General features: G+C 70.1%; 17 protein-coding genes. 4 read left to right on the forward strand and 13 right to left on the reverse strand.

Annotated elements, in window-relative coordinates; all coding sequences use genetic code 11:
- Positions 1-74 precede the first annotated feature (74 nt).
- The 3 genes from AB3X10_RS09995 to AB3X10_RS10005 all read right to left on the reverse strand — a co-directional run bounded on the left by AB3X10_RS09995 (position 75) and on the right by AB3X10_RS10005 (position 3,597).
- Entirely contained in the window at positions 75-1,610 is a 1,536-nt protein-coding gene (locus tag AB3X10_RS09995; protein WP_369981191.1) for an alpha/beta hydrolase, read from the reverse strand.
- Between the two features lie 293 nt (positions 1,611-1,903).
- Positions 1,904-3,046: a hypothetical protein gene (locus tag AB3X10_RS10000; RefSeq protein ID WP_369981192.1), complete on the reverse strand. Its 1,143-nt coding sequence runs from the start codon at positions 3,044-3,046 to the stop codon at positions 1,904-1,906.
- A complete protein-coding gene (locus AB3X10_RS10005; protein ID WP_369981194.1) occupies positions 3,043-3,597 on the reverse strand; it encodes an RNA polymerase sigma factor in 555 nt (184 codons plus the stop codon). Before AB3X10_RS10005 ends, AB3X10_RS10000 begins: the two co-directional genes overlap by 4 nt.
- A gap of 214 nt (positions 3,598-3,811) precedes the next feature.
- Here AB3X10_RS10005 and AB3X10_RS10010 point away from each other — a divergent pair, with 214 nt between their 5' ends.
- The gene (locus AB3X10_RS10010; protein WP_369981758.1) at positions 3,812-6,688 is read left to right on the forward strand and encodes an EAL domain-containing protein; all 2,877 of its coding nucleotides are present in this window, start codon (positions 3,812-3,814) and stop codon (positions 6,686-6,688) included.
- 1,120 nt (positions 6,689-7,808) lie between these two features.
- Here AB3X10_RS10010 and AB3X10_RS10015 read toward each other — a convergent pair.
- The 6 genes from AB3X10_RS10015 to AB3X10_RS10040 all read right to left on the reverse strand — a co-directional run bounded on the left by AB3X10_RS10015 (position 7,809) and on the right by AB3X10_RS10040 (position 16,577).
- On the reverse strand, positions 7,809-8,402 hold the full coding sequence (locus AB3X10_RS10015) for a TIGR00730 family Rossman fold protein (protein ID WP_369981196.1): 594 nt from the start codon (positions 8,400-8,402) through the stop codon (positions 7,809-7,811).
- Between the two features lie 227 nt (positions 8,403-8,629).
- Complete coding sequence (lpdA, locus tag AB3X10_RS10020) at positions 8,630-10,072, reverse strand: dihydrolipoyl dehydrogenase (RefSeq protein WP_369981198.1); 1,443 nt, start codon at positions 10,070-10,072, stop codon at positions 8,630-8,632.
- A gap of 112 nt (positions 10,073-10,184) precedes the next feature.
- Positions 10,185-11,399: a dihydrolipoyllysine-residue succinyltransferase gene (gene sucB, locus AB3X10_RS10025; RefSeq protein WP_369981200.1), complete on the reverse strand. Its 1,215-nt coding sequence runs from the start codon at positions 11,397-11,399 to the stop codon at positions 10,185-10,187.
- A 45-nt stretch (positions 11,400-11,444) separates the two neighbouring features.
- On the reverse strand, positions 11,445-14,270 hold the full coding sequence (locus AB3X10_RS10030) for a 2-oxoglutarate dehydrogenase E1 component (RefSeq protein ID WP_369981202.1): 2,826 nt from the start codon (positions 14,268-14,270) through the stop codon (positions 11,445-11,447).
- Positions 14,271-14,428: 158 nt separating this feature from the next.
- Positions 14,429-15,328 carry a GNAT family N-acetyltransferase gene (locus AB3X10_RS10035; protein WP_369981204.1) on the reverse strand — a complete coding sequence of 300 codons (900 nt, stop codon included), beginning with the start codon at positions 15,326-15,328 and terminating at the stop codon, positions 14,429-14,431.
- Positions 15,329-15,338: 10 nt separating this feature from the next.
- The gene (locus AB3X10_RS10040) at positions 15,339-16,577 is read right to left on the reverse strand and encodes a JmjC domain-containing protein (protein ID WP_369981206.1); all 1,239 of its coding nucleotides are present in this window, start codon (positions 16,575-16,577) and stop codon (positions 15,339-15,341) included.
- A gap of 238 nt (positions 16,578-16,815) precedes the next feature.
- Here AB3X10_RS10040 and AB3X10_RS10045 point away from each other — a divergent pair, with 238 nt between their 5' ends.
- Positions 16,816-17,997 (forward strand): OmpA family protein, encoded by a 1,182-nt coding sequence (locus tag AB3X10_RS10045; protein ID WP_369981207.1) that lies wholly within the window; start codon positions 16,816-16,818, stop codon positions 17,995-17,997.
- 51 nt (positions 17,998-18,048) lie between these two features.
- Here AB3X10_RS10045 and AB3X10_RS10050 read toward each other — a convergent pair whose 3' ends face one another.
- Together AB3X10_RS10050 and purB are read right to left on the reverse strand one after the other, a co-directional pair.
- Positions 18,049-18,684, reverse strand: coding sequence for a DUF3060 domain-containing protein (locus tag AB3X10_RS10050; RefSeq protein WP_369981209.1), 636 nt, complete (start codon positions 18,682-18,684; stop codon positions 18,049-18,051).
- Positions 18,685-18,752: 68 nt separating this feature from the next.
- Complete coding sequence (gene purB / locus AB3X10_RS10055; RefSeq protein ID WP_369981211.1) at positions 18,753-20,120, reverse strand: adenylosuccinate lyase; 1,368 nt, start codon at positions 20,118-20,120, stop codon at positions 18,753-18,755.
- A 207-nt stretch (positions 20,121-20,327) separates the two neighbouring features.
- Between purB and AB3X10_RS10060 the strand changes: the two genes are divergently transcribed.
- Both AB3X10_RS10060 and AB3X10_RS10065 read left to right on the forward strand, forming a co-directional pair.
- Complete coding sequence (locus AB3X10_RS10060; protein WP_369981760.1) at positions 20,328-21,260, forward strand: CAP domain-containing protein; 933 nt, start codon at positions 20,328-20,330, stop codon at positions 21,258-21,260.
- 217 nt (positions 21,261-21,477) lie between these two features.
- A complete protein-coding gene (locus AB3X10_RS10065) occupies positions 21,478-22,890 on the forward strand; it encodes a class II fumarate hydratase (RefSeq protein ID WP_369981213.1) in 1,413 nt (470 codons plus the stop codon).
- A 559-nt stretch (positions 22,891-23,449) separates the two neighbouring features.
- Here AB3X10_RS10065 and AB3X10_RS10070 read toward each other — a convergent pair.
- Both AB3X10_RS10070 and AB3X10_RS10075 read right to left on the reverse strand, forming a co-directional pair.
- Entirely contained in the window at positions 23,450-23,893 is a 444-nt protein-coding gene (locus AB3X10_RS10070; RefSeq protein ID WP_369981214.1) for a hypothetical protein, read from the reverse strand.
- A gap of 53 nt (positions 23,894-23,946) precedes the next feature.
- Positions 23,947-24,507, reverse strand: a complete 561-nt coding sequence (locus AB3X10_RS10075; RefSeq protein WP_369981215.1) for a DUF2884 family protein — start codon at positions 24,505-24,507, stop codon at positions 23,947-23,949.
- Positions 24,508-24,516: the final 9 nt, after the last annotated feature.

Raw genomic sequence — 24,516 nt, forward strand, 5'->3', positions numbered from 1 at the left:
GCGCGTTCGCAGGCGCGGCGGGCGCCGTGGGGTGCGGGTGGATGGCGCTGCTGCGCGCGAACGCGCTCGTGCGCTCAACGGCGGCCGTTCGCCGCGGTAGGCACCGCGGCTCCGGGCGTGGGCGCGGCAAACGCGGGTGCGGCGAACGCCACCGGGTCCAGCGCCGCGTCGGCCGGCAGCGTGCGGGTATCGCCGTCGCGCAGGAACGCGTAGACCTTGGCGGCGAGCTCCGGCCGGCTGCGCAGCAGGGCGAAGGTACCGTTGTGTTGCGCGCGATGCAGCAGCACGGTGCGGCTGTTGGGGAAATAGGGCAGCAGTGCCAGGGTGTTCTCCAGCGGCGTGGAGGTGTCCCAGTCGCCCTGCACGAACAGCACCGGGGTCGGATCCAGGATCGGCGCGCGCATCGCGTCGCCGGCGTCGGCACTGGCCCATTCGCCCTTGGTCGCCAGATACGCGGCGAAGTTCCAGCGCCCGAGCATCGGCAGCGCGGGGTCGCTCCAGAGCAGGCGCTTGCGCGGCGCGCTCATGTCCAGGCCGATGTTGATCAAGGGATTGATCAGCGCACGCCGCTCTGGCGCGCGCCAGGCGATGGCGTCGCGCGCCCAGTCGTCGTAGTGGCCGTGGTAGGCCGAGAGCACGAAGCGCGGGAAGGTCGCGGCGTTGGCGGAATAGGTGATCAGCGCGAGCTGGTAGTCCTCCAGCCCCAGCGTCACCTGCTGCCGGCGGCCGTCGTGTTCGACGTCGACGCGGATCGGGCCATTCGCGAAGCGATCCCGCGTCGCCTGCATCGCCGCGATCATGCCGCCGGTGGGCAGGTACGGCGCAAGCGCGGCGGACTGGTCGGCTTCCGCGGCGATGCGCTGGAATGCGGCGAACACCTGCGACGGCTGGTCGTAGCCGGCATCCAGGGGTTCGGCGGCGGAGATCACCGCGCGCGCCACGCGCCCGCGGTGCCGCTTCATCACCGCGAACGCCCATTGCGAACCGAAGCTGGCCGCGACCAGGTTGATCCGGTCGTAGCCCAGCGCCTTGCGCAGGTCGTCGACGTCGTCGGCGATCTGCGCGATCGAGTAGCCGGAAAGGTCGGCGTGCGGATAGGCGGCCTGCGCGCGCCGGGCCAGGTCGCGGGTGATCGCGATGTCCTGCGCCGTCGTCATCGGCTGGTCCAGCGGCAACGCCGGCGTATCCAGTTCCATCCGTTCGCCGCGCAGGGTGTAGCCGCGCTGCTCGACCACCACCAGGTCGGCGACCTCCGCATAGGCCTGCCAGGCCTTGATCCGGCGCCTGGCCGCGTCGTCGCGATCGAGCACGATGTCGAGCATCGTCACGCCCGGTCCGCCCGCCAGCAGGAAGGTCGGCGGCGCGTTGCTCGGGCGGCTTGCCTTGACCCGGGCGAAGCCGACCTGGATCACGCGGCTATCCGGCTTGTCGCGGTTTTCCGGCACAGACAGCGTGCCGATGTCGTAATGCAGCGGCGTGCCGTCGATTGCATTGGCGACCGCATGCTCCACAGCGATCCCGCCCGGCGGCGGCAGCGTGCCGGCATGGCACGGTGCCATACCTGCGAACAGCACCGGCAGCGTTGCGAGACGGACGAACAGGCTGCGCATGGCGGCAGGTCCTCCTGGACAGAGGGCAACATCCATCCGCGGTAGGAGCGTGTCAAGCGGGTGTGCCTGGACGCTCGCCAAGCCGGTGGGCGACGCGTGTGTCGTACAGCGGGCATGATCCCGCCGCCGCCGCCGCCGCCGCTGCCGATCGGCCGGACGTCGCGGACCTCGCCCATCGGCTTGCGGAAGCACGCGCGGCATGGCGTTGGCGAGCGGCCCTGGGTTGCGCGATCGACGCCAGCGGAGCGGTCGGTTTCCGTCTCGCCCGCATCGCCGCCACGGCCGGATGCGAGTCAGTCCTCGAGCAGGTCGCGCAGGTCGTCGGGGATGCGCGTGTGCGGGTGCTCGCGTTGCAGGCGTTGCAGGCTGGCGCGCGCGGCCGCGTGCTCGCCGGCGTCGCGGCGCTCGCGGATACGTGCCAGCCAGCGGCGCGGCGACAGGCGCGCGTCGCTCTGCGCCGCGGCCGCAAGCGCCGGATCGGTGCTGGAGGCGTCCGCGGCTGCGGTATCCGCCGCGGACGCCGCGATCGGTGCGGGCGGCATGGCCGGCACAGCGCTGAGGTTGCCCTCGACGCGTACGCTGGAAAGTTCGGCTTCCTGGCCCTGTGCGCTTGCCGCCTGGTAGTCGTCGTGCTGGCGGCGGTCCTGCGACATCTCTTCGCGCTGCATGGCGTTCGCCGCGCGCGCGCGCGCCGCCGGCTTCGCCAGTGGCGCTGCCGCCTCTGCCGGCGGCGGCGCCAGCATCTTGACCGGCGCCGGTGCGGCAGGCGGCGCCGGCGGGGCCGGTGGCGAAACCAGCGGCGCTGCGGAAGGGGGCGGTGCGACCACGGGTGCCGGCGCGAACGCGACCGGCACCTCCGTGGACGCCGCCGGCGGCGCAGCTGCGGCGCGTTTGGCGGCGTCGCCATCGGCCGGCGCCGGCGCCTGCTGCGGCAATGGCAACGGCGCCGGCGGGGCCGTGGCCGGGGCGGCGGCGGATGCCGCACCCGGCGCGCCCGCGGCGTCTTCCGCCCCGGCAGGCTGCGTGGTGGCGGCGGACCGCTCGGCGGCGACCTCGGCGGCGACCTCGGCCGCGACCGGCTCCGGCGCGACCGGCGCCATCGCCGGCGGCGCCGGGGTGCGCAGCTGCCAGGCGATGCCCACGGCCAGGGTCAACGACGCCGCCAGCCCGGTCCAGGCCGGCCAGCGCGCGCGGCGTCTCGGCAATGCGGCGGCATGGGGATCGCCCGGCGGCAGCGGCGCCGCGTGAGCGACCGGCGTCGGCGCGGGATCGGCATCGGCCGGCTGCGCCTGCGGCGCGCTTGCCGGCGCCACCGCGGCGCGAGCCGCGGCCAGGATCGAGGCGTCCAGCGCCGCCGACGGCAGCGCCTGCCGGCCCAGCCGCAGGCGTTCGGCGAGGGCGCGTTCTTCCGGGGTCAACGGCTCGTCGGCGTTCATTCGCCCAGCCTCGCGCGCAGTTTGTCCATCGCATAGCGCAGCCGCGACTTGACCGTCTCGCGGCCGACCCCGGTGATCTGGGCGATCTCCTCCAGGCTCAGTTCCTGTTCCAGGCGCAGCAGCAGCACTTCGCGTTGGTCCTCCGGCAAGTCGTCGAGCGCCAGCTGCAGCCGGCGCCGTTGTTCGAACGCGGACAGCTGCCGCTCCGGGGTATCCGGATCCGGCACGCTGGCGGTGCGCAGCTCGGCATCGGCCGGCGCGGCCGGGCGGTGCTTGGCCGCGCGCCAGTGGTCGCCGAGCCGATTGTGGGCGATGCGCAGCAGCCAGGTGCTGAATGCGGCCTGCGGCTGCCAGCCCTGGCGCGCGGCGATGACCCGCTGCCACACGTCCTGGAACATCTCCTCGGCCAGCGCCACGTCGCGCAGCTGGCGCAGCAGGTAGTGGTACAGGCGCCCGCGGTGGCGCGCGTACAGGGTCTCGAACGCGCCGGCGTCGCCGGCCGCATAGGCCAGCATCAGGGCTTCGTCGCTCGTTTCGACCAGGGCGTCCACGGCGGCAAGCCTAAGCGTTCGCCGGCCTGGCGCATAGCGTGGCGTGGGCATGGCGGCGGCGGGCGGGGGCGGGCTGGCAGCGGGCATCGTAGACAGTGAACGCGCCAGCGGCGGGGATGGGGTCGCCGCGCGTGCGGCCGTTCACGTAAAAGGTATGCTGACGTCTAAGGGGGAGGCGTGGGGCAGGTCCGACGTCATGCAGGAGTTGTTGTCGATGTTGTTCAAGCCGTCCGCGATCGCCCGCCAGGATCAACCCGACGGCCACGCGTCCATGCAGAGCGCGGCAGCCCTGTGCGGCTTGCTGCCGGCGGGCAGCGACGTGGCCATCGCCTGCGGCGACGGCGCGGTCGGCGGGCGCCTGTTCGGCGCCACCCCGCATGCGCCGGCCTGGCTGCCGGCGCTGGTCCGGCGTTGCCTGGTCGAAGCCGTGCCGGCGCCTGCACAGGTGCTGCTGCACGTGCTCAAGACCCAGGACGGCGCCTGCGTGGCCGTGGCCGCGCGGCTGGAACAGCCGCTGTCCGAGCCGCAGCGCGCCGCCTGGTGCGAGATGGCGGCCGCATTCGGCCTGGCGCTGCTGGAAACGGAGCGGATGCGCGCGCGCATCGAGGGCCTGGAGAAATCCAAGCAGCTGCAGCAGGCGCTGTACGAGATCGCCGACCTGGCCGGCGCGGACCTGGAAATGGGGCAGATGCTGCAGCACGTGCATTCGGTGCTGGACTCGCTGATGTATGCGGAGAACTGCTACATCGTCGAATACGACGAAGAACAGCAGAGCATGCGCTTCCTGTACTTCTCAGACCGCCACGACGACTTCGTCGCCGATCCGCAACGGCTGTACTACCAGCGCGACATGCCCAACAGCCTGACCTTCGCCCTGCTGCGCCACGGCCAGGCGGTACGCGGGCCGTCGCAGCAGGTGCGCGACCGCCTGCGCGTGCACTACGACGCCCTGCACGGCCCGGACAGCAAGGATTGGCTGGGCGTGCCGATGCTGCGCGAAGGCCGCGTCTGCGGCGCGATCGTGGTGCAGAACTACGACCGCGCGATGCACTACACCGATGCCGACCGCGCGCTGCTGGCGTACGTCGCCCAGCACGTGCTGACCGCGATGGACCGGCGCCATGCGCAGGTGCAGCTGGAACGGCGCGTGCAGCTGCGCACGCAGGAACTGCAGCGCGCCAACCACGACCTGCAGGACGAGATCCTGGAGCGCAAGCGTGCCGAGACGCTGCAGCTGGCCTTGTTCCGCATCGCCGAGCTGGCGATCCGCTCGGAGAGCCTGCAGCAGTTCTACGCCGAGGTGCACGCCATCGTCGGCGGGCTGATCGATGCGCGCAATCTCTACATCGCCCTGTTGTCCGACGACGGCAGGATGCTCGAGTTCGTGTACTCGGTGGACGAATACAGCCCGCTGCGGCCGCTGCGGCGGCGCGGCAAGGGCCTGACCGAGTACGTGATGCGCGAACGCCGGCCGATGCTGCTGGAACTGGCGGACATCGAGGCGCTGGTGGCGCAGGGCGAGGTGCAGGAATACGGCACGCGCTCGCACAGCTGGCTGGGCGTGCCGCTGTTCGACGAGGGCGAGGTGGTCGGCGCGATCGTGGTGCAGAGCTATACCACGCAGGTGCGTTTCACCGAATACGACCAGCGCCTGCTGACCTTCGTCGCGCACAACGTCGGCGGCGGCCTGGCGCGGCAACGCGCGCAGGAACGGCTGCGGCTGGCGCATGCCGAGCTGGAGCAGCGGGTGGCCGAGCGCACCCGCGAACTGGCCGAGGTCAACCAGCAGTTGCTGGCGCAGATCGCCGAGCGCTGGCGCGCCGAGCAGCGCCTGACCCACCAGGCGCTGCACGATGCGCTGACCGGGTTGCCGAACCGCTCGCATCTGCTGGACCGGCTCGGCGAAGCGATCAACCGCGCGCGCAACGGCGACGGCATGGCGTTCGCGGTGCTGTTCCTGGACCTGGACCGGTTCAAGCTGGTCAACGACAGCATCGGCCATGCCGCCGGCGACGAGATGCTGGTCGAGGTGGCCAAGCGCATCGTCTCCACGCTGCGCAGCGACGACGTGGTCGCGCGCCTGGGCGGCGACGAGTTCGCGATCCTGGTCAGCTGCGAGGACGGGCTGGAGGGCGTGCGCGAACTGGCGCAGCGCCTGCTCGGCGTGCTCGGCCAGCCGATGTGGGTGGCCGGGCGCGAACTGTTCCCGTCCGGCAGCCTGGGCATCGCCGCCTGGCATCCGCGCTACAGCAGCGGCGAGGAGTTGCTGCGCGACGCGGATGCGGCGATGTACCGCGCCAAGGCGCAGACCCAGGACCGGTGCGCGGTGTTCGACGAGGCGATGCGCGAGGCGGCGTTGCGCAGCCTGGACCTGGAGGCGGACCTGCGTCGCGCGATCAACAACCGCGACTTCGAACCGTTCTATCAGCCGATCGTGCGCCTGATCGACGGCCAGGTGGTCGGCCACGAGGCGCTGCTGCGCTGGCGCCACGAAAGCCGCGGATTGCTGGTGCCGAGCCAGTTCATCGACCTGGGCGAGGACAGCGGGCTGATCGAGCAGGTGGATTGGCTGCTGTACGAGCAGGTGATCCAGCGCCTGGGCCAGGGCGGCAGCGGCTATGTGTCGGTCAACGTCTCGCCGCGGCATTTCCGCTCGCCGGACTTCACCGAGCGGCTGTTCGGGCTGATCGACACCGCCGGCGCCGATCCGCGGCGGCTGCGGGTGGAGATCACCGAGGTGGCGCTGCTCGACGATGCGCCGCGCACGCTGACGATCCTGCAGGCGCTGCGCGATCGCGGGGTGTTGGCGCAGTTGGACGATTTCGGTACCGGTTTCTCGGCGCTGTCGTATCTGCACCGGTTTCCGATCTCGGCGCTGAAGATCGACCAGAGTTTCGTCGCCGGTTTGCACGGCGAGAGCGGTGCCGGGAGCTATGCGCTGGTGCGCAGCATTCTGGCGTTGGCCAGTACGCTTGGGATCGAGACGATCGGCGAGGGCATCGAGACCCAGCGGCAGTTGGATACGTTGCGTGAGTTGGGGTGCGATTACGGGCAGGGGTATCTGTTGGGGCGGCCTGCGCAGCGCCATTGAGGCTGAGCGCGCATGTTGTTCCTGGGAATCGTTTTGCCGGTTCGACGCAGTGCGAATAGTGTCGATTTGGTCGTTTGTTGTTGCGGGTCTTCTGTTCGATCGTCATGCGCCTGAGAGGCGTGTACGGTCGACATAGGTATCGGCATCGGGCATAGGACTTGCGGAGTTGCTCTTGGATGTCTCTTGTTTTGTTGCTTTGGCTTACAAGCAGAGCAAAGGCAAAGCTTTCGCGCTTGGGCGCGAGTCACTTTTCTTTGCTCGTGCAAAGAAAAGTAACCCAAAGAAGCGCTTCACCGCAGCCGAAGGCTGGTCAAGCACGCCCTGCCTTGCGCCCTCCGCGCTGCGCCCTCCGGGTCCGCGTCCATGACGGGGATTCGCGGAAGGGGCTTGTCCGCTACGCGGCCAAGTCCGGGGCAGTCGCCTCGCGGCGCCAGCCCGCTCGCCGGGGCTAAGCAGTGCTTCGCCTTTTTCCGGCGAGCCCTGCCCCTGCCGCGAACGGCGCACATCCATGTGCGCCGCCCCTGCGGGGTTTTTCCCCGCCATGGCCGCCGCTGCGGAAGGGAACCCGGTAAATCAACAGCAATAGCAGGAGCAACAGCAGGAGCAACGGGAACGAGCCTGGTCTTGGACTGTTGAATCTGGCTCGCTATGGTTCAATGACCATCTATGTATTTCCAGGTGCCGAACATCAGCGCGTGTTTCCATCCGTGCTGCAGGAGGGATGCACAGGAATGCTGGGCGTGTGGCGACTGGCCCAGGCTCGGCGCTGGGTAGCGAGTGGCTCAGCGCAGTGCGGCGCGGTGTTCTTTGTCGATCCGCGCACACAAGGAATAGGGCGTCGGAGATGCGCCGCCAGTATCCTGTAGCCCCTGTGGGAGCGACTTCAGTCGCGACGAACGCAGTGGGAAATCTTCAGGCTTCGATTCAGCTGGGTCGCGACTGAAGCCCCATCCGCAATGAACCGCCTGCACTTCGACGTCCCATTGCAGGAGCGGCTTCAACCGCAACGAACGTAGCCAGCTCGCGGCTGGCCAACTCGTCGGAACTGAAATCCTCGCTACAGGTGCCAGGCGCACCGCCACGCGCCCCGGGGTTCGCCGCTGGGGAAACGCGGTGCGCGTCAGCGCAGCGCGTTGCGGCGCTTTTCGTCGATCCACTTCGACGCCTGCGCCGGGGTGTAGGCGTGCATCCACTCCAGCATCGTGTCGATGTCGTCGCCGTACCACAGGTCGGCGCGCTGGTCCGGGTGCAGGAAGCGTTCGGCGACCATGCGGTCGATCATGCCGATCAGCGGGGCGTAGAACTCCTCCACGTCCAGGAACGCGCAGGGCTTGTTGCCGATGCCGAGCTGGCGCCAGGTCAGCATCTCGAAGATCTCTTCCATGGTGCCGAAGCCGCCGGGCAGGGCGATGAAGCCGTCGGACAGGTCGAACATGCGCGACTTGCGCTCGTGCATCGAGCCGACGATTTCCAGTTCGGTGAGGCCGCGGTGCGCCACTTCCCAGTCGGCCAGCTGCTTGGGGATCACGCCGGTGACCTGGCCGCCGGCGGCGAGCACCGCATTGGCCACGGTGCCCATCAGCCCGACGTTGCCGCCGCCGTAGACCAGCCGCAGGCCCTGCTCGGCGATGCGCGTGCCCAACTCGGTGGCGCGCTCGGCATAGGCGGGTTTGTTGCCGGCATTGGAACCGCAATAGACGCAGATGCTTTTCATGGGATTGGGGATTCGGGATTGGGGATTCGTAAAAGCGGGGTGTTGCATGCGCGAGCGTTCACGGCGCTGGGAGCGGGGCACGTGCCGTGGGTCGACCGATTCAGCATCTTGCGGCGATCCGCAAAGCACAACGCCGGGCTTTCGCCCGGCGCTTTGCCATTGCCGGAAAAGATGCGGGATGGGGGGCGCTTTTGCGAATCCCCACTCCCGACTCCCGAATCCCGGCCTCAATTGGCCTTGTGGATCGCCCGCTTGCTGACCGCCATCGCGGCGTCGTGGATCGCCTCGGACAGGGTCGGATGGGCGTGGCAGATGCGCGCCAGGTCGTCGGCCGAGCCGTTGAACTCCATCGCCAGCACGCCTTCGTGGACCAGCTCGGAGACGCCGACGCCGACCAGGTGCAAGCCGAGCACGCGGTCGGTCTCGGCATGCGCGATGACCTTGACGAAGCCGGCCGGCTCGCCCATCGCCACCGCACGGCCGATCGCCGCGAACGGGAAGCTGCCGGTCTTGTAGGGCACGCCTTCGGCCTTGAGCTGCTGCTCGGTCTTGCCGACCCAGGCGATCTCCGGCTCGGTGTAGATGACCCAGGGGATCGTGTCGAAGTTGACGTGGCCGGGCAGGCCGGCGATCAGTTCGGCGACCGCGATGCCTTCCTCGAAGCCCTTGTGCGCCAGCATCGGCCCGCGCACGCAGTCGCCGATCGCCCACACGCCGTCCACGCCGGTGTGGCAGTGCGCGTCGACCTCGATCTGGCCGCGCTCGTTGACCTTCACGCCGGTGCCCTCGGCCAGCAGGCCCTTGGTGGCGGCGCGGCGGCCCACGGCCACCAGCAGCTTGTCCACGGTCAGGCTCTTCTCGCCGGTGGCGTCGGTGTAGCTGACCACCACTTCCTTCTTCTTGCCCTTGCCGGTCACTTCGGTCTTGCCGACCTTGGCGCCAAGCTGGATGTCCAGGCCCTGCTTCTTGAATTCCTTCAGCGCGGTCCTGGCCACTTCGGCGTCGGCCAGGGCCAGGAAGTCCGGCAGCGCCTCGAGGATGGTGACCTCGGCGCCGAGGCGCTTCCACACGCTGCCCAGTTCCAGGCCGATCACGCCGGCGCCGATCACCGCCAGGCGCTTGGGCACTTCGTTGAAGTCGAGCGCGCCGACGTTGTCGACGATGTTCTCGCCGTCGAACTTGGCGAACGGCAGCTCGATCGAATCCGAGCCGGCGGCGAGGATCACGTTGGTGCCCTTGAGCTCGACGATGCTGCCGTCGTGCTGCTTGACCTTGACCACGTTGCCCGGCTGCAGTTCGCCGAAGCCGTAGTACGCGGTGATCTTGTTCGCCTTGAACAGCATCGCGATGCCGCCGGTGAACTGCTTGACGATCTTGTCCTTGCGCCCGACCATCGCCTCGACGTCGATCTTGGCGTCCTTGAAGCTGATGCCGTGCTCGCCGAACAGGTGGCCCATGTTCCAGAACTGGCGCGAGGAATCCAGCAGCGCCTTGGACGGGATGCAGCCCACGCGCAGGCAGGTGCCGCCCAGCGCGGGCTTGCCGTCCTTGCCCAGCGCCGCGTCGATGCAGGCGGTCTTCAGGCCCAGCTGGGCGGCGCGGATGGCCGCGTGATAACCGGCCGGACCGGCACCGATGACGACGACGTCGAATTGTTCTTGTTCGCTCATTCTTCGCTCGCGAGATTGGGAATTGGGGATTGGGGATTCGTAAGAGGCAGGGTGCTCGGGATCGGAAAGCTGTCGCCAATCCCGAATCCCGAATCACCAATCCCGGTTTGCATCACAGGCCGAACAGCATCCGGCCCGGGTTTTCCAGCTGGTTCTTGATGTCGACCAGGAACTGCACCGAGTCCTTGCCGTCGATGATGCGGTGGTCGTAGGACAGCGCCAGGTACATCATCGGCGCGATCACGACCTGGCCGTTCTCGGCGATCGGACGCTCCTTGATCGCGTGCATGCCCAGGATCGCGCTCTGCGGCGGGTTGATGATCGGGGTCGACAGCAGCGAGCCGAAGGTGCCGCCGTTGGTCACGGTGAAGGTGCCGCCCTGCAGTTCCTCCAGGCTCAGCTTGCCGTCGCGCGCCTTCTTGGCGTAGTCGGCGATGCCCTGCTCGATGTCGGCGAACGACTGCCGCTCGACGTTGCGCAGCACCGGCGTGACCAGGCCCTTCTCGGTCGAGACCGCGATCGAGATGTCGCTGTAGCCGTGATAGATGATGTCGTCGCCGTCGATCGAGGCGTTGACCAGCGGGAAGCGCTGCAGCGCGTTGGCCGCGGCCTTGACGAAGAAGCTCATGAAGCCGAGCTTGATGCCGTGGGCCTTCTGGAACTCGTCCTGCAGTTCCTTGCGCGCGGCCGACACCTTGGCCAGGTTGACCTCGTTGAAGGTGGTCAGCATCGCGGTCGAGTTCTTCGACTGCATCAGGCGCTCGGCGATGCGCTTGCGCACGCGGGTCATCGCCACGCGCTCTTCCGGACGCGCACCGGCGGCCTTGCCGGCACCGCCGTTCTTGGCGTAGTTGAGGATGTCTTCCTTGGTCACCGCGCCGCGGCGGCCGGTGCCGTCGACCTGGGCCGGATCCACGCCTTCGGTGATCGCCGAGAAGCGCGCGCCCGGGGGCAGGCTGGAGACGTCGCCGGCGGCCTTGGCCGGCTCGGCCTTGGCGGCCTTCGGCGCTTCGGCGGCGGCGGCCTTCGGCGCCTCCGGCTTCGGCGCGTCGGCGACCTTGGCCTCGGCCGGGGCCGCGGCGGCACTCGCGCCTTCCTCGATGATCGCCAGGATCTGCGAGCTGGTCACGGTGGCGCCGGCCTCGAACTTGATCTCCTTCAGCACGCCATCGACCGGGGAGGGCACTTCCAGCACGACCTTGTCGGTCTCCAAGTCCACCAGGTTCTCGTCGCGCTTGACCGCGTCGCCGGCTTTCTTGTGCCAGCTGGCGATGGTGGCATCGGATACGGATTCGGGCAGTACCGGAACTTTGACTTCGGTGGCCATTGCAGAGGGCGTCCTAGTGGGGTCTTTTGGAAGGTGAAGGAGGTTTTATTCAGCGACTTGGTCGTTGAACGGATTCAATAGCGCGTCGGCGACCAGCTTCAGCTGCTCTTCCACGTGCTCGGCGAAATGGCCGGCGGCGGGAGACGGCGAACGCGGGCGGCCGGCGTAGTGCAGGCTCTGCCCGTCGGCCAGGCAGGCCTGCAGGTGGTGCTTGATCTGGTACCAGGCGCCCTGGTTCTGCGGCTCTTCCTGGCACCAGACCAGGTCGGTGGCATGGGCGTAGCGCTTCAGCTCGGCGGCCAGCAACTCGCGCGGGAACGGGTACAGCTGCTCCACGCGCAGGATGGCGACGTCGTCCTGGCCGCGCTTGGTCTGGTCCTCGAGCAGGTCGTAGTAGACCTTGCCCGAACAGGCCACGACGCGCTTGACCCGCTTCGGATCGGCCTTCGCATCCGGGATCAGGTGCTGGAACTCGCCGTCGGCCAGTTCTTCCAGGCTCGATACCGCCAGCTTGTGGCGCAGCAGCGACTTGGGCGTCATCACCACCAGCGGCTTGCGCGTGGTCATGCGCATCTGCCGGCGGATCATGTGGAAGCACTGCGCCGGGGTGGTCGGCACGCACACCAGCATGTTCTCCAGCGCGCACAGCTGCAGGAAGCGCTCCAGGCGCGCGGAGCTGTGCTCCGGGCCTTGCCCTTCGTAGCCGTGCGGCAGGAACAGCGACAGGCCGCTGATGCGTCCCCACTTGGCTTCGCCGGCGGCGATGAACTGGTCGATCACCACCTGCGCGCCGTTGGCGAAGTCGCCGAACTGCGCTTCCCAGATGCACAGCGCATTGGGATCGGTGGTGGAGTAGCCGTACTCGAAGCCCATCACCGCTTCCTCGCTGAGCAGCGAGTCGATCACGGTGGCGTCCTCGGGATTCTCGACCAGCTGGCGCAGCGGCAGGTAATAGCTGTCGGTCTTCTGGTCGTGCAGGATCGCGTGGCGGTGGAAGAACGTGCCGCGGCCGGCGTCCTGGCCGACCAGGCGCAGCTTGTGGCCCTCGCCGAGCAGGGTGGCGTAGGCCAGGTTCTCGGCGAAGCCCCAGTCGCCCGGCAGGTCGCCGGCGGCCATCTTCACCCGGTCCTCGTAGATCTTGGCCACGCGCGGGTGCAGTTCCACGCCGGCCGGGATCGTGGTGATGATCTTGGCCAGCTGGTCCAGGGTCTTGCGCTTGACCGTGGTGTCGACCTTGTCGGCGAGCTTGCCGGACAGGTAGTTGGACCAGTCGATGGCGAATTCGTCGGGCTTGCGGGTCGCCAGCTCGGTGGTGTATTCGCCCGAATCGAGCTTGTTGCGGTAGCTGTCGACCAGCGCCTGCGCCTGCCCGGACTGGATCACGCCCTCGCTTTCCAGCTGCGCGGCATACAGCTCGCGGGTGGTCTTGTGCTTGCGGATGGTCTGGTACATCACCGGCTGCGTCGCCGCCGGCTCGTCGGCCTCGTTGTGGCCCCAGCGGCGGTAGCAGACCAGGTCGATGACCACGTCCTTCTTGAACTGCTGGCGGAAGTCGTAGGCCAGGTTGGCCACGAACGCCACCGCGTCCGGATCGTCGCCGTTCACATGGAACACCGGTGCGCCGATCATCTTCGCCACGTCGGTGCAGTACAGCGTGGAACGGGCGTCGTCGCGGGCGCTGGTGGTGAAGCCGATCTGGTTGTTGATGACGATGTGCACGGTGCCGCCGACCGCGAAACCGCGCGCCTGCGACATCTGGAACAGCTCCATCACCACGCCCTGGCCGGCGAACGCGGCGTCGCCGTGGATGATCACCGGCAGCACCGTCTTGCGCGCGGCGTCGCCGTAGCGCTCCTGGCGCGAACGCACGCTGCCGACCACGACCGGGTCGACGATTTCCAGGTGCGAGGGGTTGAACGCCAGCGCCAGGTGCACCGACTTGCCGTCGGCCACCGCCACGTCGGCGGAGAAGCCCATGTGGTACTTGACGTCGCCGGTGTGGGCGCGGTCGTCGTGGGCGTGCTCGAACTTGCCTTCGAACTCGTCGAACAGCTTGCGCGGGTTCTTGCCCAGGGTGTTGACCAGCACGTTGAGGCGGCCGCGGTGGGCCATGCCGACCACGATGTCCTTGACCGCATCGGCGCCGGCGCGGCGCACCACCACGTCCATCATCGGGATCAGCGCGTCGCCGCCTTCCAGCGAGAAGCGCTTCTGGCCGACGTACTTGGTGTGCAGGTAGCGCTCCAGGCCTTCGGCGGCGGTGATCCGCTCCAGCGTGCGGCGGCGGCTGTCGGCGTCGCCGGCGATGTTGCCGCCGGCGTTCTCCAGCCGCTGGTAGATCCACTGGCGCTGCTCGAATTCGGAGATATGCATGAATTCGCTGCCGATCGACCCGGTGTAGGTCGCCTTCAGCCGCGCCAGCAGGTCGCGCAGCTTCATCCGCGGCTGGCCGCCGAGGCCGCCGGTGCTGAACTCGCTGCCCAGGTCGCTTTCCGACAGGCTGTGGAACGGCAGGCCCAGATCCGGCGGGTTCACCGGCGGGGTCAGGCCCAGCGGGTCCAGGCGCGCGCCGAGGTGGCCGCGCGAGCGGTAGGCGGTGATCAGGCGCCCGACATGGCGCTCGCGCTCGTCGCCGCCGGGGCTGGTGCCGCTGTTGGCGGCCTGGCGCGCCGCGCTGGCGATATGGGCGATGACCGCCGAGTGGGGAACGTCACCGGCATCGCGGCCCTGGAAGCCGTCGAAGTAGCTTTTCCACTTGGGGTCGATGCTGTCGGGAGAGACCAGGTACTGCTCGTACAGGTCTTCGATATAGGCGGCATTGCCGCCGGCGAGTTGCGATGACTGCGCAAACTGCTTTAGGAGATTGTCCACGATGGTGGGGTCGGGTCGCTTTGTGGGTTGGCTTGCGGTTGGAACCGGCGGACGCGTGGCCTGCGCGGGCGTTTATCAAGCCAAAAAATTATACCCCCATGAGCAAGCCGGGGTGTGCATTTCGGATACACAGGGGCTACCTCGGTTCATCCGCTGCACTACCAACCCAGCGCGCGCAGCTCCGTGCGGTCGCGTGAACGCTCCCAGACCCGCGCGAACGCGTCGCGCAGCTGGCGTGCGCGGCCGCCGCCGAGCAGATCGGTCTCGCCGTCGTAACGGTGACCCAGCGCACGGAAGTAGTAGCCGCCGCCATCGTCGACCAGGTAGGCCGTCGCATCGCCCCGGTCGACCGGATCGACCACTTCACGGAAGCGGAACACGCTGGGCAGGCGCTGCGCCAGGGCCAGCAGCGGCGCGGCGGCGCGCTGCGGGGCGGCCGCGTCGTGCAGCAGCACGCGCACCTGCTTGTCGCGCGCGGCCACCGCGAAGCGGCGCAGTTGCGCGAGCAGCGGCGGGCTGTCCAGCAGGCCCGGATCCAGCGCGCGGCTGTAGATCAGCAGCTGGCGCCGCGCCTGCGCGACCACCGCGGCACTGGCCGCGATCGCCGCGGCCAGGTCCTCCACCGCGGCGGCGGCGCCGAGCAGCCGCTGCATCGGCTGGGGGTCGCCGGCGGCGCCGGCAACGCGCGCGCCGACCGGCAGGAAGCCGTGCCGGGCATAGAAATCCATCGCGGCCGGCGGCGCCTGCAGGCGCAGCCGCGGCCAGTGCCGGCGCTGCGCTTCGGCCACCAGCGCGGCCAGCAGCGCGCTGCCGACGCCGCGGCCGCGCCAGGCCGGCAGTACCGCCATGCAGCCGATGCGCTGCTCGGGACTCAGCCGCGCGCTGCCGAGCGGCTGGCCGTCGCCGGCACGGGCCAGGACGTGGTAGCTCAGCGCATCCAGGGCCTGGCTGGCCGCATCCGCATCCGCCGGCAGGCCGGCGCGCTCGCGCAGCGCGCGCAGTTCGTCCGCCTGGCGGGCCGGGTCGAGCGGTTCGATGCGGAAGCCGGGGGCGGGCATGGCGGGCGGATCAGTCCTGTGCGTCGGCATCCCCGTCGCCGTCGTCGGCTTCGTCCAGTGGCTGATAGAAGCCGGCTTCGACCAGCTGCAGCAAGGTCTCGCGGCCGGTGGCGGACAGCGCCGCGTAGTCGCCGCCGTCGATCTGCTCGGCCGCGGCCAGGCGCCGCGCATCCTTCAGCGGCAGGGCGAATTCCAGGCCGCTGCAGAACAGGGTGGCGCCGCGCGTGGCCCGGCGCCAGGCCGGCCGCGCCCAGGGGTGGCGCTGCAGGACCAGGCCCTGTTCCAGCGCCGCGGCCACTTCCCCGGCCGCCGGCGGGTTGGCCGGCGGCAGGATCTCGCCGGCGGCGCGGTAGGTGGTGATGAAGCGGCCGAACCAGGCGCCGAGGCGGTCGGGGTCGTTCATGCGCAGTGCGTTCAGCGCCTCGATCACGCGGCCCATCGCCGCCGCGTCGATCTCGTACGGATCGGCCGGGACCTGCAGGTCCGGGTCGCGGTAGCGCAGCGCCTCGTCGGCGCCGTCGATCAGGGTGTCCAGGTAGTCGCCGATCAGCTCGGCCGAGGACGGCGCGCGCATGCCCACCGAGAAGGTCAGGCAGGCGTCCTCGGCGACGCCGTGGTGCGGCACCAGCGGCGGCAGGTACAGCATGTCGCCGGGGCCGAGCACCCACTCGTGGGTCGGGGTGAAGCTGCGCAGCAGCTTCAGCTCGACGTCCTCGCGGAAATCGGTCGGCGGCACGGCGCGGCCCAGCGCGGCGCTGGCGTCGATCTGCCAGCGGCGGTGACCGTGCGCCTGCAGCAGGAACACGTCGTAGTGGTCCACGTGCGCGCCGACCGAGCCGCCGGGCGCGGCGAAGCTGACCATCACGTCGTCCACCCGCCAGCGCGGCAGGAAGCGGAACTGCTCGAGCAGGGCGCGGATGTCCGGGTCCCACTTGTCGACGTCCTGCACCAGCAGGGTCCAGTCGTGGTCGGGCATGCCGGGGAACTCGCTCTCCTGGAACGGGCCGCTGCGCACGCTCCAGCGGTCGCTGGCGCGGTCGTGCACGATCAGCCGCGACAGCGCGGCCTCCTCGCAGGCCAGCCCGGCCAGGTCGCCCGGCTCGATCGGCGAGACGAAACCGGGGAAGGCGTTGCGGATCAGCAGCGGCCGCTTGTGCCAGTAGTCGCGCAGGAAGGTCGCGGCGGGCATGCCCAGCGGCAGTTGCCGGGTGGCGTCGATCTCGATCGGGAACGGGGTGGGTTTCTTCATGGGCGGGTGGTCCGGCAGGGGCGAGGCCGACAACCGTGCCGGCGATGCCCGCCATTGTCGCCCAGCCCGCCGCGCGGTGCGTTGTGCGTACGCATGGCGGCGGCGCCGGCGACGTGCTTGCGCAGGCGCGGCGGCCGTCGCGATCGTGCTGTCGCAGTGGCCTGCGGGCACCGCGCCGGTTTGACAAGCGGCCTGCGCGCAAGCTGAAGTGCGCGCCTCAGGACCAGGAGGGAAGGGAATGCGTTCACTGCCGATCTTGCTGTCGTCGCTGTTGCTGGCCGGGTGCGGGGGCGCGGACACGCCGGCTGCGCCGTCCGCACCCGCACCCGCAACGGCCAAGCCCGCGGACACGCCCGCAACCGCGGCGGCCGATACCGCGCCGGTGCCGGAATTTCCGGCCATTCCGCTGATCGTGGTCCCGGAAATCCTCGGGGTGACGCCGGCGCAGCGCGCACTGGAAGCCTCCATGAAAGGCATCCTGGATCCGATCCAGGGCGTCAGCGTCGCGCCGGCGCGCTGCGGCACCGGGGGCGTGCTGGTCAACGATGCCGGCATCACCGGCGTCGATGCGCAGGGCAATCTGCTGCGCAACGGCGACGACGGCCTGTTCCAGATCAAGGCCGACGGCAGCGGTACGGCCAACTTCGAAGGCGGCCTGGTCCAGGTCAACGCCGACGGCAGCGGCACCATCAACGGCACCGTCGGCGACGGCGAGGACGCGATCGTGCGCGTACAGGCGGACGGTTCGGGCAGCTACAACGGCCCGGCCGGGCTGATCACGCTGGACGGCAGGGGCGCGGGCAGCTGGAACGGCGACAGCGGCCTGATCCAGAACCATGGCGACGGCAGCGGCACCTGGAACGGCTCGCGGGGCCTGGTGACCATCAACGCCGACGGTTCCGGCACCTGGAACGGCGAGCAGGGCCTGATCCGCAACAACGGCGACGGCACCGGCGTGGTCGGCACGCCGGGACGCACGCTGGCGATGGCGCCGCTGCCCAGGGTGCCGCCGGCCGGGCGCTTCCCGCCGCTGCGCAAGTTCGCCCCGCCCGGCGCCCCGTGCGGCTACCTGATCACCTTGAACGACCGCGTGCTGTTCGACTTCGACAAGGCGCAGATCCGCGCCGATGCCGCGCAGGTGCTGGATACGCTGGGCAAGGCGTTGGCGAGCGTGCCGGCGCGCGACCTGGAAGTGGGCGGGCACACCGACAGCAAAGGCGACGACGCCTACAACCAGGCCTTGTCCGAACGCCGTGCCGCGGCGGTGCTCGAAGCGTTGCGCGCGCGCGGCCTGGCGCTGCAGGCGTCGGCGAAGGGCTACGGGGAGTCGCGGCCGGTGGCGCCGAACCAGGTGCAGGGCCAGGACAATCCCGCCGGGCGGCAGTTGAACCGGCGCGTGGAGATCTTCGTCAGGACCTGAGCGCGGCGCGCGGTCCGGCCGCGGGCGGCCGGTCGCGTGGCCGGTCTGCGCTCAGTTGCCGGTGACGTGATTGTCGCGGCCGTAGTCCTGGACCTGGGCCGTGCCGGTCTGCTGGCTGAGCTGGTTCTTGCTGCCGTGCAGGGTCACCGAGCCGATGGCGACCGCGCGCAGCTGGTTATCGTCGCCCGGCACCGCCAGCGTCTCGATGCGGCCCATCTGCAGGTTGCCGTGGCGGCCGAACAGCTCGACGTTCTTGGCATCGCTGCGCATGACCACCTGCGCGTTGTCGCCGACCACGCGCACGCCGTCGGCGTGCTCGATCTGCAAGGTGGCGTCCGCACCCAGCAGCGCGATCATGCCGCACTGCCCGCGCAGCACCAGCTTGGCACCGCGGCCGGTGATGTCCACATTCTGGCCGTCGCAGTCGATCGTGCCGCTGGTCGAGGTCACCAGCAGCGTCGGGCGTTCGCCGTCCGGCTGGCCGCCGACCTGCGCATCGCCCGCCGCCTGCGCCGACACGCTGGGCACTGCAGGTACCGGCGCGATCGGTGCCGCTGGCGCCGTGGCGGAGGCGGGCGATGTCGCGGCTGCAGCCGTGGGTGCGGCCTCGGCGGCGGCGGGAGAGGGCTGCTGGGTGCAGGCAGCCAGCGCCAGCAGCGGCAGGCAGAACAACGGATTCCGTGTCATCGCATCACTCCTTGTCGGGTTTCGAAAGCGCTGGTGCCACGCCGGCGCGGGCGGCCGGCGCGCCGTGCTCAGATCGCGCGTGCCAGGCGCTCGGCCAGGCCGGTGTAGCCGCCCGGGGTCAGCGCGCGCAGGCGTTGCTTGGCGTCCTCGGGCAGCTCCAGGGTCTCGACGAAGGCCTGCATCGAGGCGGCGGTGATGCCCTGGCCGCGGGTCAGCGCCTTCAGCTGCTCGTATGGGTTGGGCAGGCCATGGCGGCGCATCACGGTCTGCACCGCTTCGGCCAGCACTTCCCAGGCCGCGTCGAGGTCGGCATCCAGGCGCTCGGGATTGACGGTCAGCTTGCCCAGGCCCTTGCCCAGCGAATCCAGTGCCACCTGGGTGTGGCCGAACGCGGTGCCGAGCGCGCGCAGCACGGTGGAATCGGTCAGGTCGCGCTGCCAGCGGCTGATCGGCAGCTTGGCGCTGAAATGCTCGAACAGCGCGTTGGCGATGCCGAAGTTGCCTTCGGCGTTCTCGAAGTCGATCGGGTTGACCTTGTGCGGCATGGTCGAGGAGCCGACTTCGCCGTCCTTGAGCTTCTGCTTAAAGTAGCCCAGCGAGATGTAGCCCCAGATGTCGCGGGCCAGGTCGACCAGGATGGTGTTGGCGCGGCGGGTGGCGTCGCCCAGCTCGGCGACGTTGTCGTGCGGCTCGATCTGGGTGGTGTAGGGATTGAACACCAGGCCCAGGCCCTCGACGAAGCGCTGCGCGAACGCCGGCCAGTCCACGTCCGGATAGCTGGCCACGTGCGCGTTGTAGTTGCCGACCGCGCCGTTGATCTTGCCGGTCAGCTCGACCGCGGCGATCTGCCGGCGCTGGCGCTCCAGGCGCGCGACGACGTTGGCGATCTCCTTGCCCAGCGTGGTCGGCGAGGCGGTCTGGCCGTGGGTACGCGACAGCATCGGCTGCGCGGCCTGGGCGTGGGCCAGCGCGCGCAGGGTGGCGGCGACGCCATCCAGCGTCGGCAGCAGCACCTCGCGCCGCGCCTGCTCCAGCATCAGCCCGTAGCTGAGGTTGTTGATGTCCTCGCTGGTGCAGGCGAAATGCACGAATTCCAGCGCCGGGCCGAGCTCGGCGTCGTCCTTGAGCTGCTCCTTGATGAAGTACTCCACCGCCTTGACGTCGTGGTTGGTGGTGCGCTCGATCTGCTTGACCCGCGCCGCGTGCTCGACGCCGAAGCCGTCGGCCAGCGCGCGCAGCCGCTGCGTGGCCGCGGCCGAGAACGGCGCCAGTTCGGCGATGCCCGGCTCGGCGCCCAGCGCCAGCAGCCATTCGATCTCCACCTTCACCCGCGCCCTGATCAGGCCGTATTCGGAGAAGATCGGCCGCAGGGCATCGACCTTGCCGGCGTAGCGGCCATCGAGCGGGGACAGGGCGAGCAGGGCGGAATCCGACATGGGCAGGGGCAGGGCGGCAGCGGTGGGGCGGGTATTCTACGCCGGCCGCGCGCCGGCCATGCCGCCGGCGGCGCGGCGTCGGGTGGCGATCACGGCCGCGCCCGCGGCGCCGGGCTGAACGCAGCACCGCATGCGCGCTGCCGGCCATAAGCGAACCGGCGCGTACGCTTTTATCGTGTCGCCACCCTCACTGCCGCCATGTCCGCCATGCGCCCGATCCTCGCCTGCCTTGCCGCCGCCGCCATGACCGCCACGCTGCCGGCGGCCGCGCAGGATCCCGGCTTCCTGGCGCAGGCCGCGGCGCTGTACCGGGTGCCGCCGGCGATCGCCGCGTGCCGTGCCGGCGAGCTGCAGCCGCTGCAGCGGCGCCAACTGCTGGCCTTGATCAACGACATCCGCCGGCTGCATGGGCTCGCCGCGGTGGGCTACGACGAGGCGGCCGAGGCCGAGGCCACCCAGGCGGCGCTGATCATCGCCGCCAACGGCCGGCTCAGCCACGCGCCGACGCCGGCTTGGCGCTGCTACTCGGCCGCCGGTGCCAAGGGCGCGCGCAGCAGCCTGATCTACGGCGGGGTCAGTTCGCCTTACCTGGCCTTCGCCGGGGTCGAGGAGATCGTGGTCGACTGGCTGACCGACAGCAACAACGCCAGCGCCGGCGGACTCGGCCACCGCCGCTGGCTGCTGGATCCGTTCCTGCAGCGCGTCGCCTTCGGCATGGTCGCCGGCCGCGACGGCAACGGCGTCAGCAGCGGCGCGGCGCTGCGCTTCATCCCCGCCGCCGCCGGTGTGGCCGCGCGCAGCCGCGACGACTTCATCGCCTGGCCGATCGGCGACTATCCCCGTCGCTACTACGCCGACGACGCACTGCTGTCGTTCACCGCGCTGCTGGACCGCAGCCGCAAGTTCGCCAACCGCGACGTCGACTACGCCGACGCGCAGGTGCAGGTCAGCGAACGCGGCGGGCGGCCATTGGCGGTGCGCGGCCTGAGCGCCGACCACGAGGGCTTCGGCGTCCCCAACAGCCTGCAGTTCCGGGTGCCGGCGCTGCGCCCGGGAGCGATCTACGACGTCAGCATCCGCGACGTGCGGGTGGGCGGGCAGCGCCGCGACTACCGCTACTGGTTCCGTATCGCCGACTAGGGCGTGGCGCCGTTGCGCCGTGCGCCAGCGCGCGGCGCGGGTGCCGCGCGAGCGCGCATCCAGGCCTGGCTAACATCCACTGGTGCACACTGCTGACGCCGGTGGCTGTGCCGCGGATAATGGCTGCGCCAGCCGCAGCTCCGCCAGCCTGCCTTCCCGGACGTCCCTCGCGACAGCGCCGGGTGGATTCCTCTTATGCAGATGCGGAGATTGCGCAATGAGCGACACATTCAGGGTGGAACACGACAGCATGGGCGAGTTGCAAGTGCCGGCCGCTGCGTTGTGGGGCGCCCAGACCCAGCGTGCGGTGCAGAACTTCCCGGTGTCCGGGCAGCCGATGCCGCGTGGCTTCATCCGCGCGCTGGGCCTGATCAAGGCCGCGGCGGCCGGCGTCAACGCCGACCTGGAACTGCTGCCCAAGGCCGTGGCCAAGGCGGTGCAGGCGGCGGCGCTGGAGGTGGCCGGCGGTGCGCACGATGCGCATTTCCCGATCGACATCTACCAGACCGGCTCGGGCACCTCGTCCAACATGAACGCCAACGAGGTGATCGCCACGCTGGCCACGCGCGCGGCCAAGCCGGGCGCGCCGGCGGTGCATCCGAACGACCACGTCAATCTCGGCCAGAGTTCCAACGACGTGGTGCCGACCGCGATCCGCGTCTCCGCCCAGCTGGCGACGGAGGAACAGCTGCTGCCGGCGCTCAAGCACCTGCGCAAGGTCATCGACAAGCGCGCCAAGCAACTGGACAAGGTGGTCAAGACCGGCCGCACGCACCTGATGGATGCGATGCCGCTGACCTTCGGCCAGGAGTTCGGGGCGTGGTCGGCGCAGCTGGCCTCGGCGCAGGAACGGCTGCAGGACAGCCTCAAGCGCCTGCGCCGGCTGCCGCTGGGCGGCACCGCGATCGGCACCGGGATCAACGCCGATCCGTGCTTCGGCGGCAAGGTCGCCAAGGCCCTGTCCGCGCTGACCGGCAGCAAGTTCGACAGCGCCGACAACAAGTTCGAGGGCCTGGCCGCGCAGGACGACGCGGTGGAACTGTCCGGCCAGCTCAATGCGCTGGCGGTGGCGCTGATCAAGATCGCCAACGACCTGCGCTGGATGAACGCCGGCCCGCTGGCCGGCCTCGGCGAGATCGAATTGCCGGCCTTGCAGCCGGGCAGCTCGATCATGCCGGGCAAGGTCAATCCGGTGATCCCCGAGGCCACGGTGATGGTCTGCGCGCAGGTCATCGGCCACCACACCGCGATCACCGTGGCCGGGCAGACCGGCAACTTCCAGTTGAACGTGGCGCTGCCGCTGATCGCGGCCAACCTGCTGGACTCGATCAACCTGCTGGCCAACGTGTCGCGGCTGCTGGCCGATTCGGCGATCGCCGGGCTGAAGGTGCGCGAGGAGCGGGTCCGCGAGGCGCTGGGCCGCAATCCGATCCTTGTCACCGCGCTGAACCCGATCATCGGCTACGAGAAGGCGGCGGCGATCGCCAAGCGCGCCTACAAGGAGAACCGCCCGGTGCTGGAGATCGCGCTGGAGGACAGCGGCCTGGGCGAGGCCGAGCTGCGCAAGCTGCTCGACCCGGCGGCGCTGACCAAGGGCGGCATCCACGCCGGTGGCGGCAGCGGCGGCTGAGCTGCGGCCGCATGGTGCGGCGAGGGCCGCGCCATGCGGTTGGTCTGGCGTGGTCGGGAGCGCAGCCGGCGAGCCGGGATGCAGGCGCGGGCTTGCGATGTCATCCGTGAGGGGCGATGCGGCGGAGCTTGGAGTGTTTTCGAACCGGGGCCGAAGTAGAACGTCTGATGGCTACGCCATTCGGGGCTGATGGCCCGGGGCCTCGCTGGAGCCTCTGGACGAACTTCCCAGTGGATCGGCCATCGGCCCAGACGGGTCATGACGCCTGCGGCGGTCATGGCTTCGTTCGTCGCGACTGAAGTCGCTCCCACAAAGGCGCTGTGGGCGTGCCTGCCAGATGCGCTTTGGAAGGGGCTTCAACTTCGACGGCCTCCGGAGTCGGAGACTTCGCCACTGCGTTCGTCGCGGTGAAACCGCTACTACAGGACACGCGCGATGCAGGGAGACGCGCGATGCGATGTCCGGGCGCACTGCAGGAGCGGCTTCGGCCGCGACAGGATCTGGCGCCGCACGCCCATCGCCACCGCCGCGGCCGATGCCGCGGCAGGCGCCAGTGGCCTCAGCGCCGCTCCGCCTGCAGGTTGCCGAAGCTTTCCTGGTAGGGCTGCAGCGAGGGGATGTCGTGCAGCACCGCGCCTTGCAGGGCGCTGATCTCCGGCGTGGCGGCAAAGCCGACCGAGCGCATGTTCGGGTCCGGCGGCGCGGTTTCCAGGGTGCGCTGGCGCTGCATCTGCAGGTGCATGAACAGCTGCTGCAGCTGGGTGCGCTGCGCCTGCGGCAGCGGCAGTTCGATGTCGTCGATGCGCAGGCTGCCGTCGGGGCCGATCGAGGCGTTGGCGGCCGGCGCGCGGCGCAGCATCACGGTCATGCTGTCCACCGACACGCGCGGCTTGCCGCGCTCGGCGCGCGAGGACGACGCACCGGCTGCGCCGTCGCGCGCGCCGCAGGCCGCCAGCAGCAGGCACAGCGTCATCAGGGAGAACCAGGCGGCGAGCTTCTTCATCGATCGATCGGGGCAGCGGAGGACCCGGCCATTTTAGGCCGGGTCCGGCGCAATTACTTGACCGATCTGTCGCAGTCGCTGATGTCGCTGGCGTCGAGGCTGGCATAGGGACGGAACGCCGGCAGTTGCTGCGCCAGCGTGTCCTGCGCCTGGCGCAGCGTCGCCACCTGCTCGCAGATCTTCAGCGCTTCCTGCTTGAGCTTCTCGGCCTGCGCTTCGATGTTCTCGCCGACGTGGTCGGTGTTGCCGCTGATGACCCCGGCCAGCGCGTCTCCGGCCGCCTTCACCCCGAGCGCGGCGCCTTGCTTGCCGACCTCCAGGCCCTGCGTGCCGATCGCGCCGAGCTGCGCGCGGTAGGCCACCAGCAGGGCATGCTGCTCGGCGCTGACCGCGACCTGCTTGCCGTCGATCAGCAGGTCGCCGGCACGGGTGATGGTCGCCGGCGGCTGCCCGGAGACCTTCAGGGTGATGTCGCCATTGTCGAAGCTGAGGCTGCGCGTGCTGGGCGTGTTGCTGCTGGTCCGGTCGGACTGCGGGGCGGAGGGCTGGCAGGCGGCCAGGGCCAGCAGTGCAGTCAGGGCGACGCCGGCCAGCGCCAGGGAACGATGCTGCATGGGTGTGTC

The organism is Xanthomonas sp. DAR 80977 (genome assembly GCF_041240605.1).
Taxonomy (GTDB): Bacteria; Pseudomonadota; Gammaproteobacteria; order Xanthomonadales; family Xanthomonadaceae; genus Xanthomonas_A; species Xanthomonas_A bundabergensis.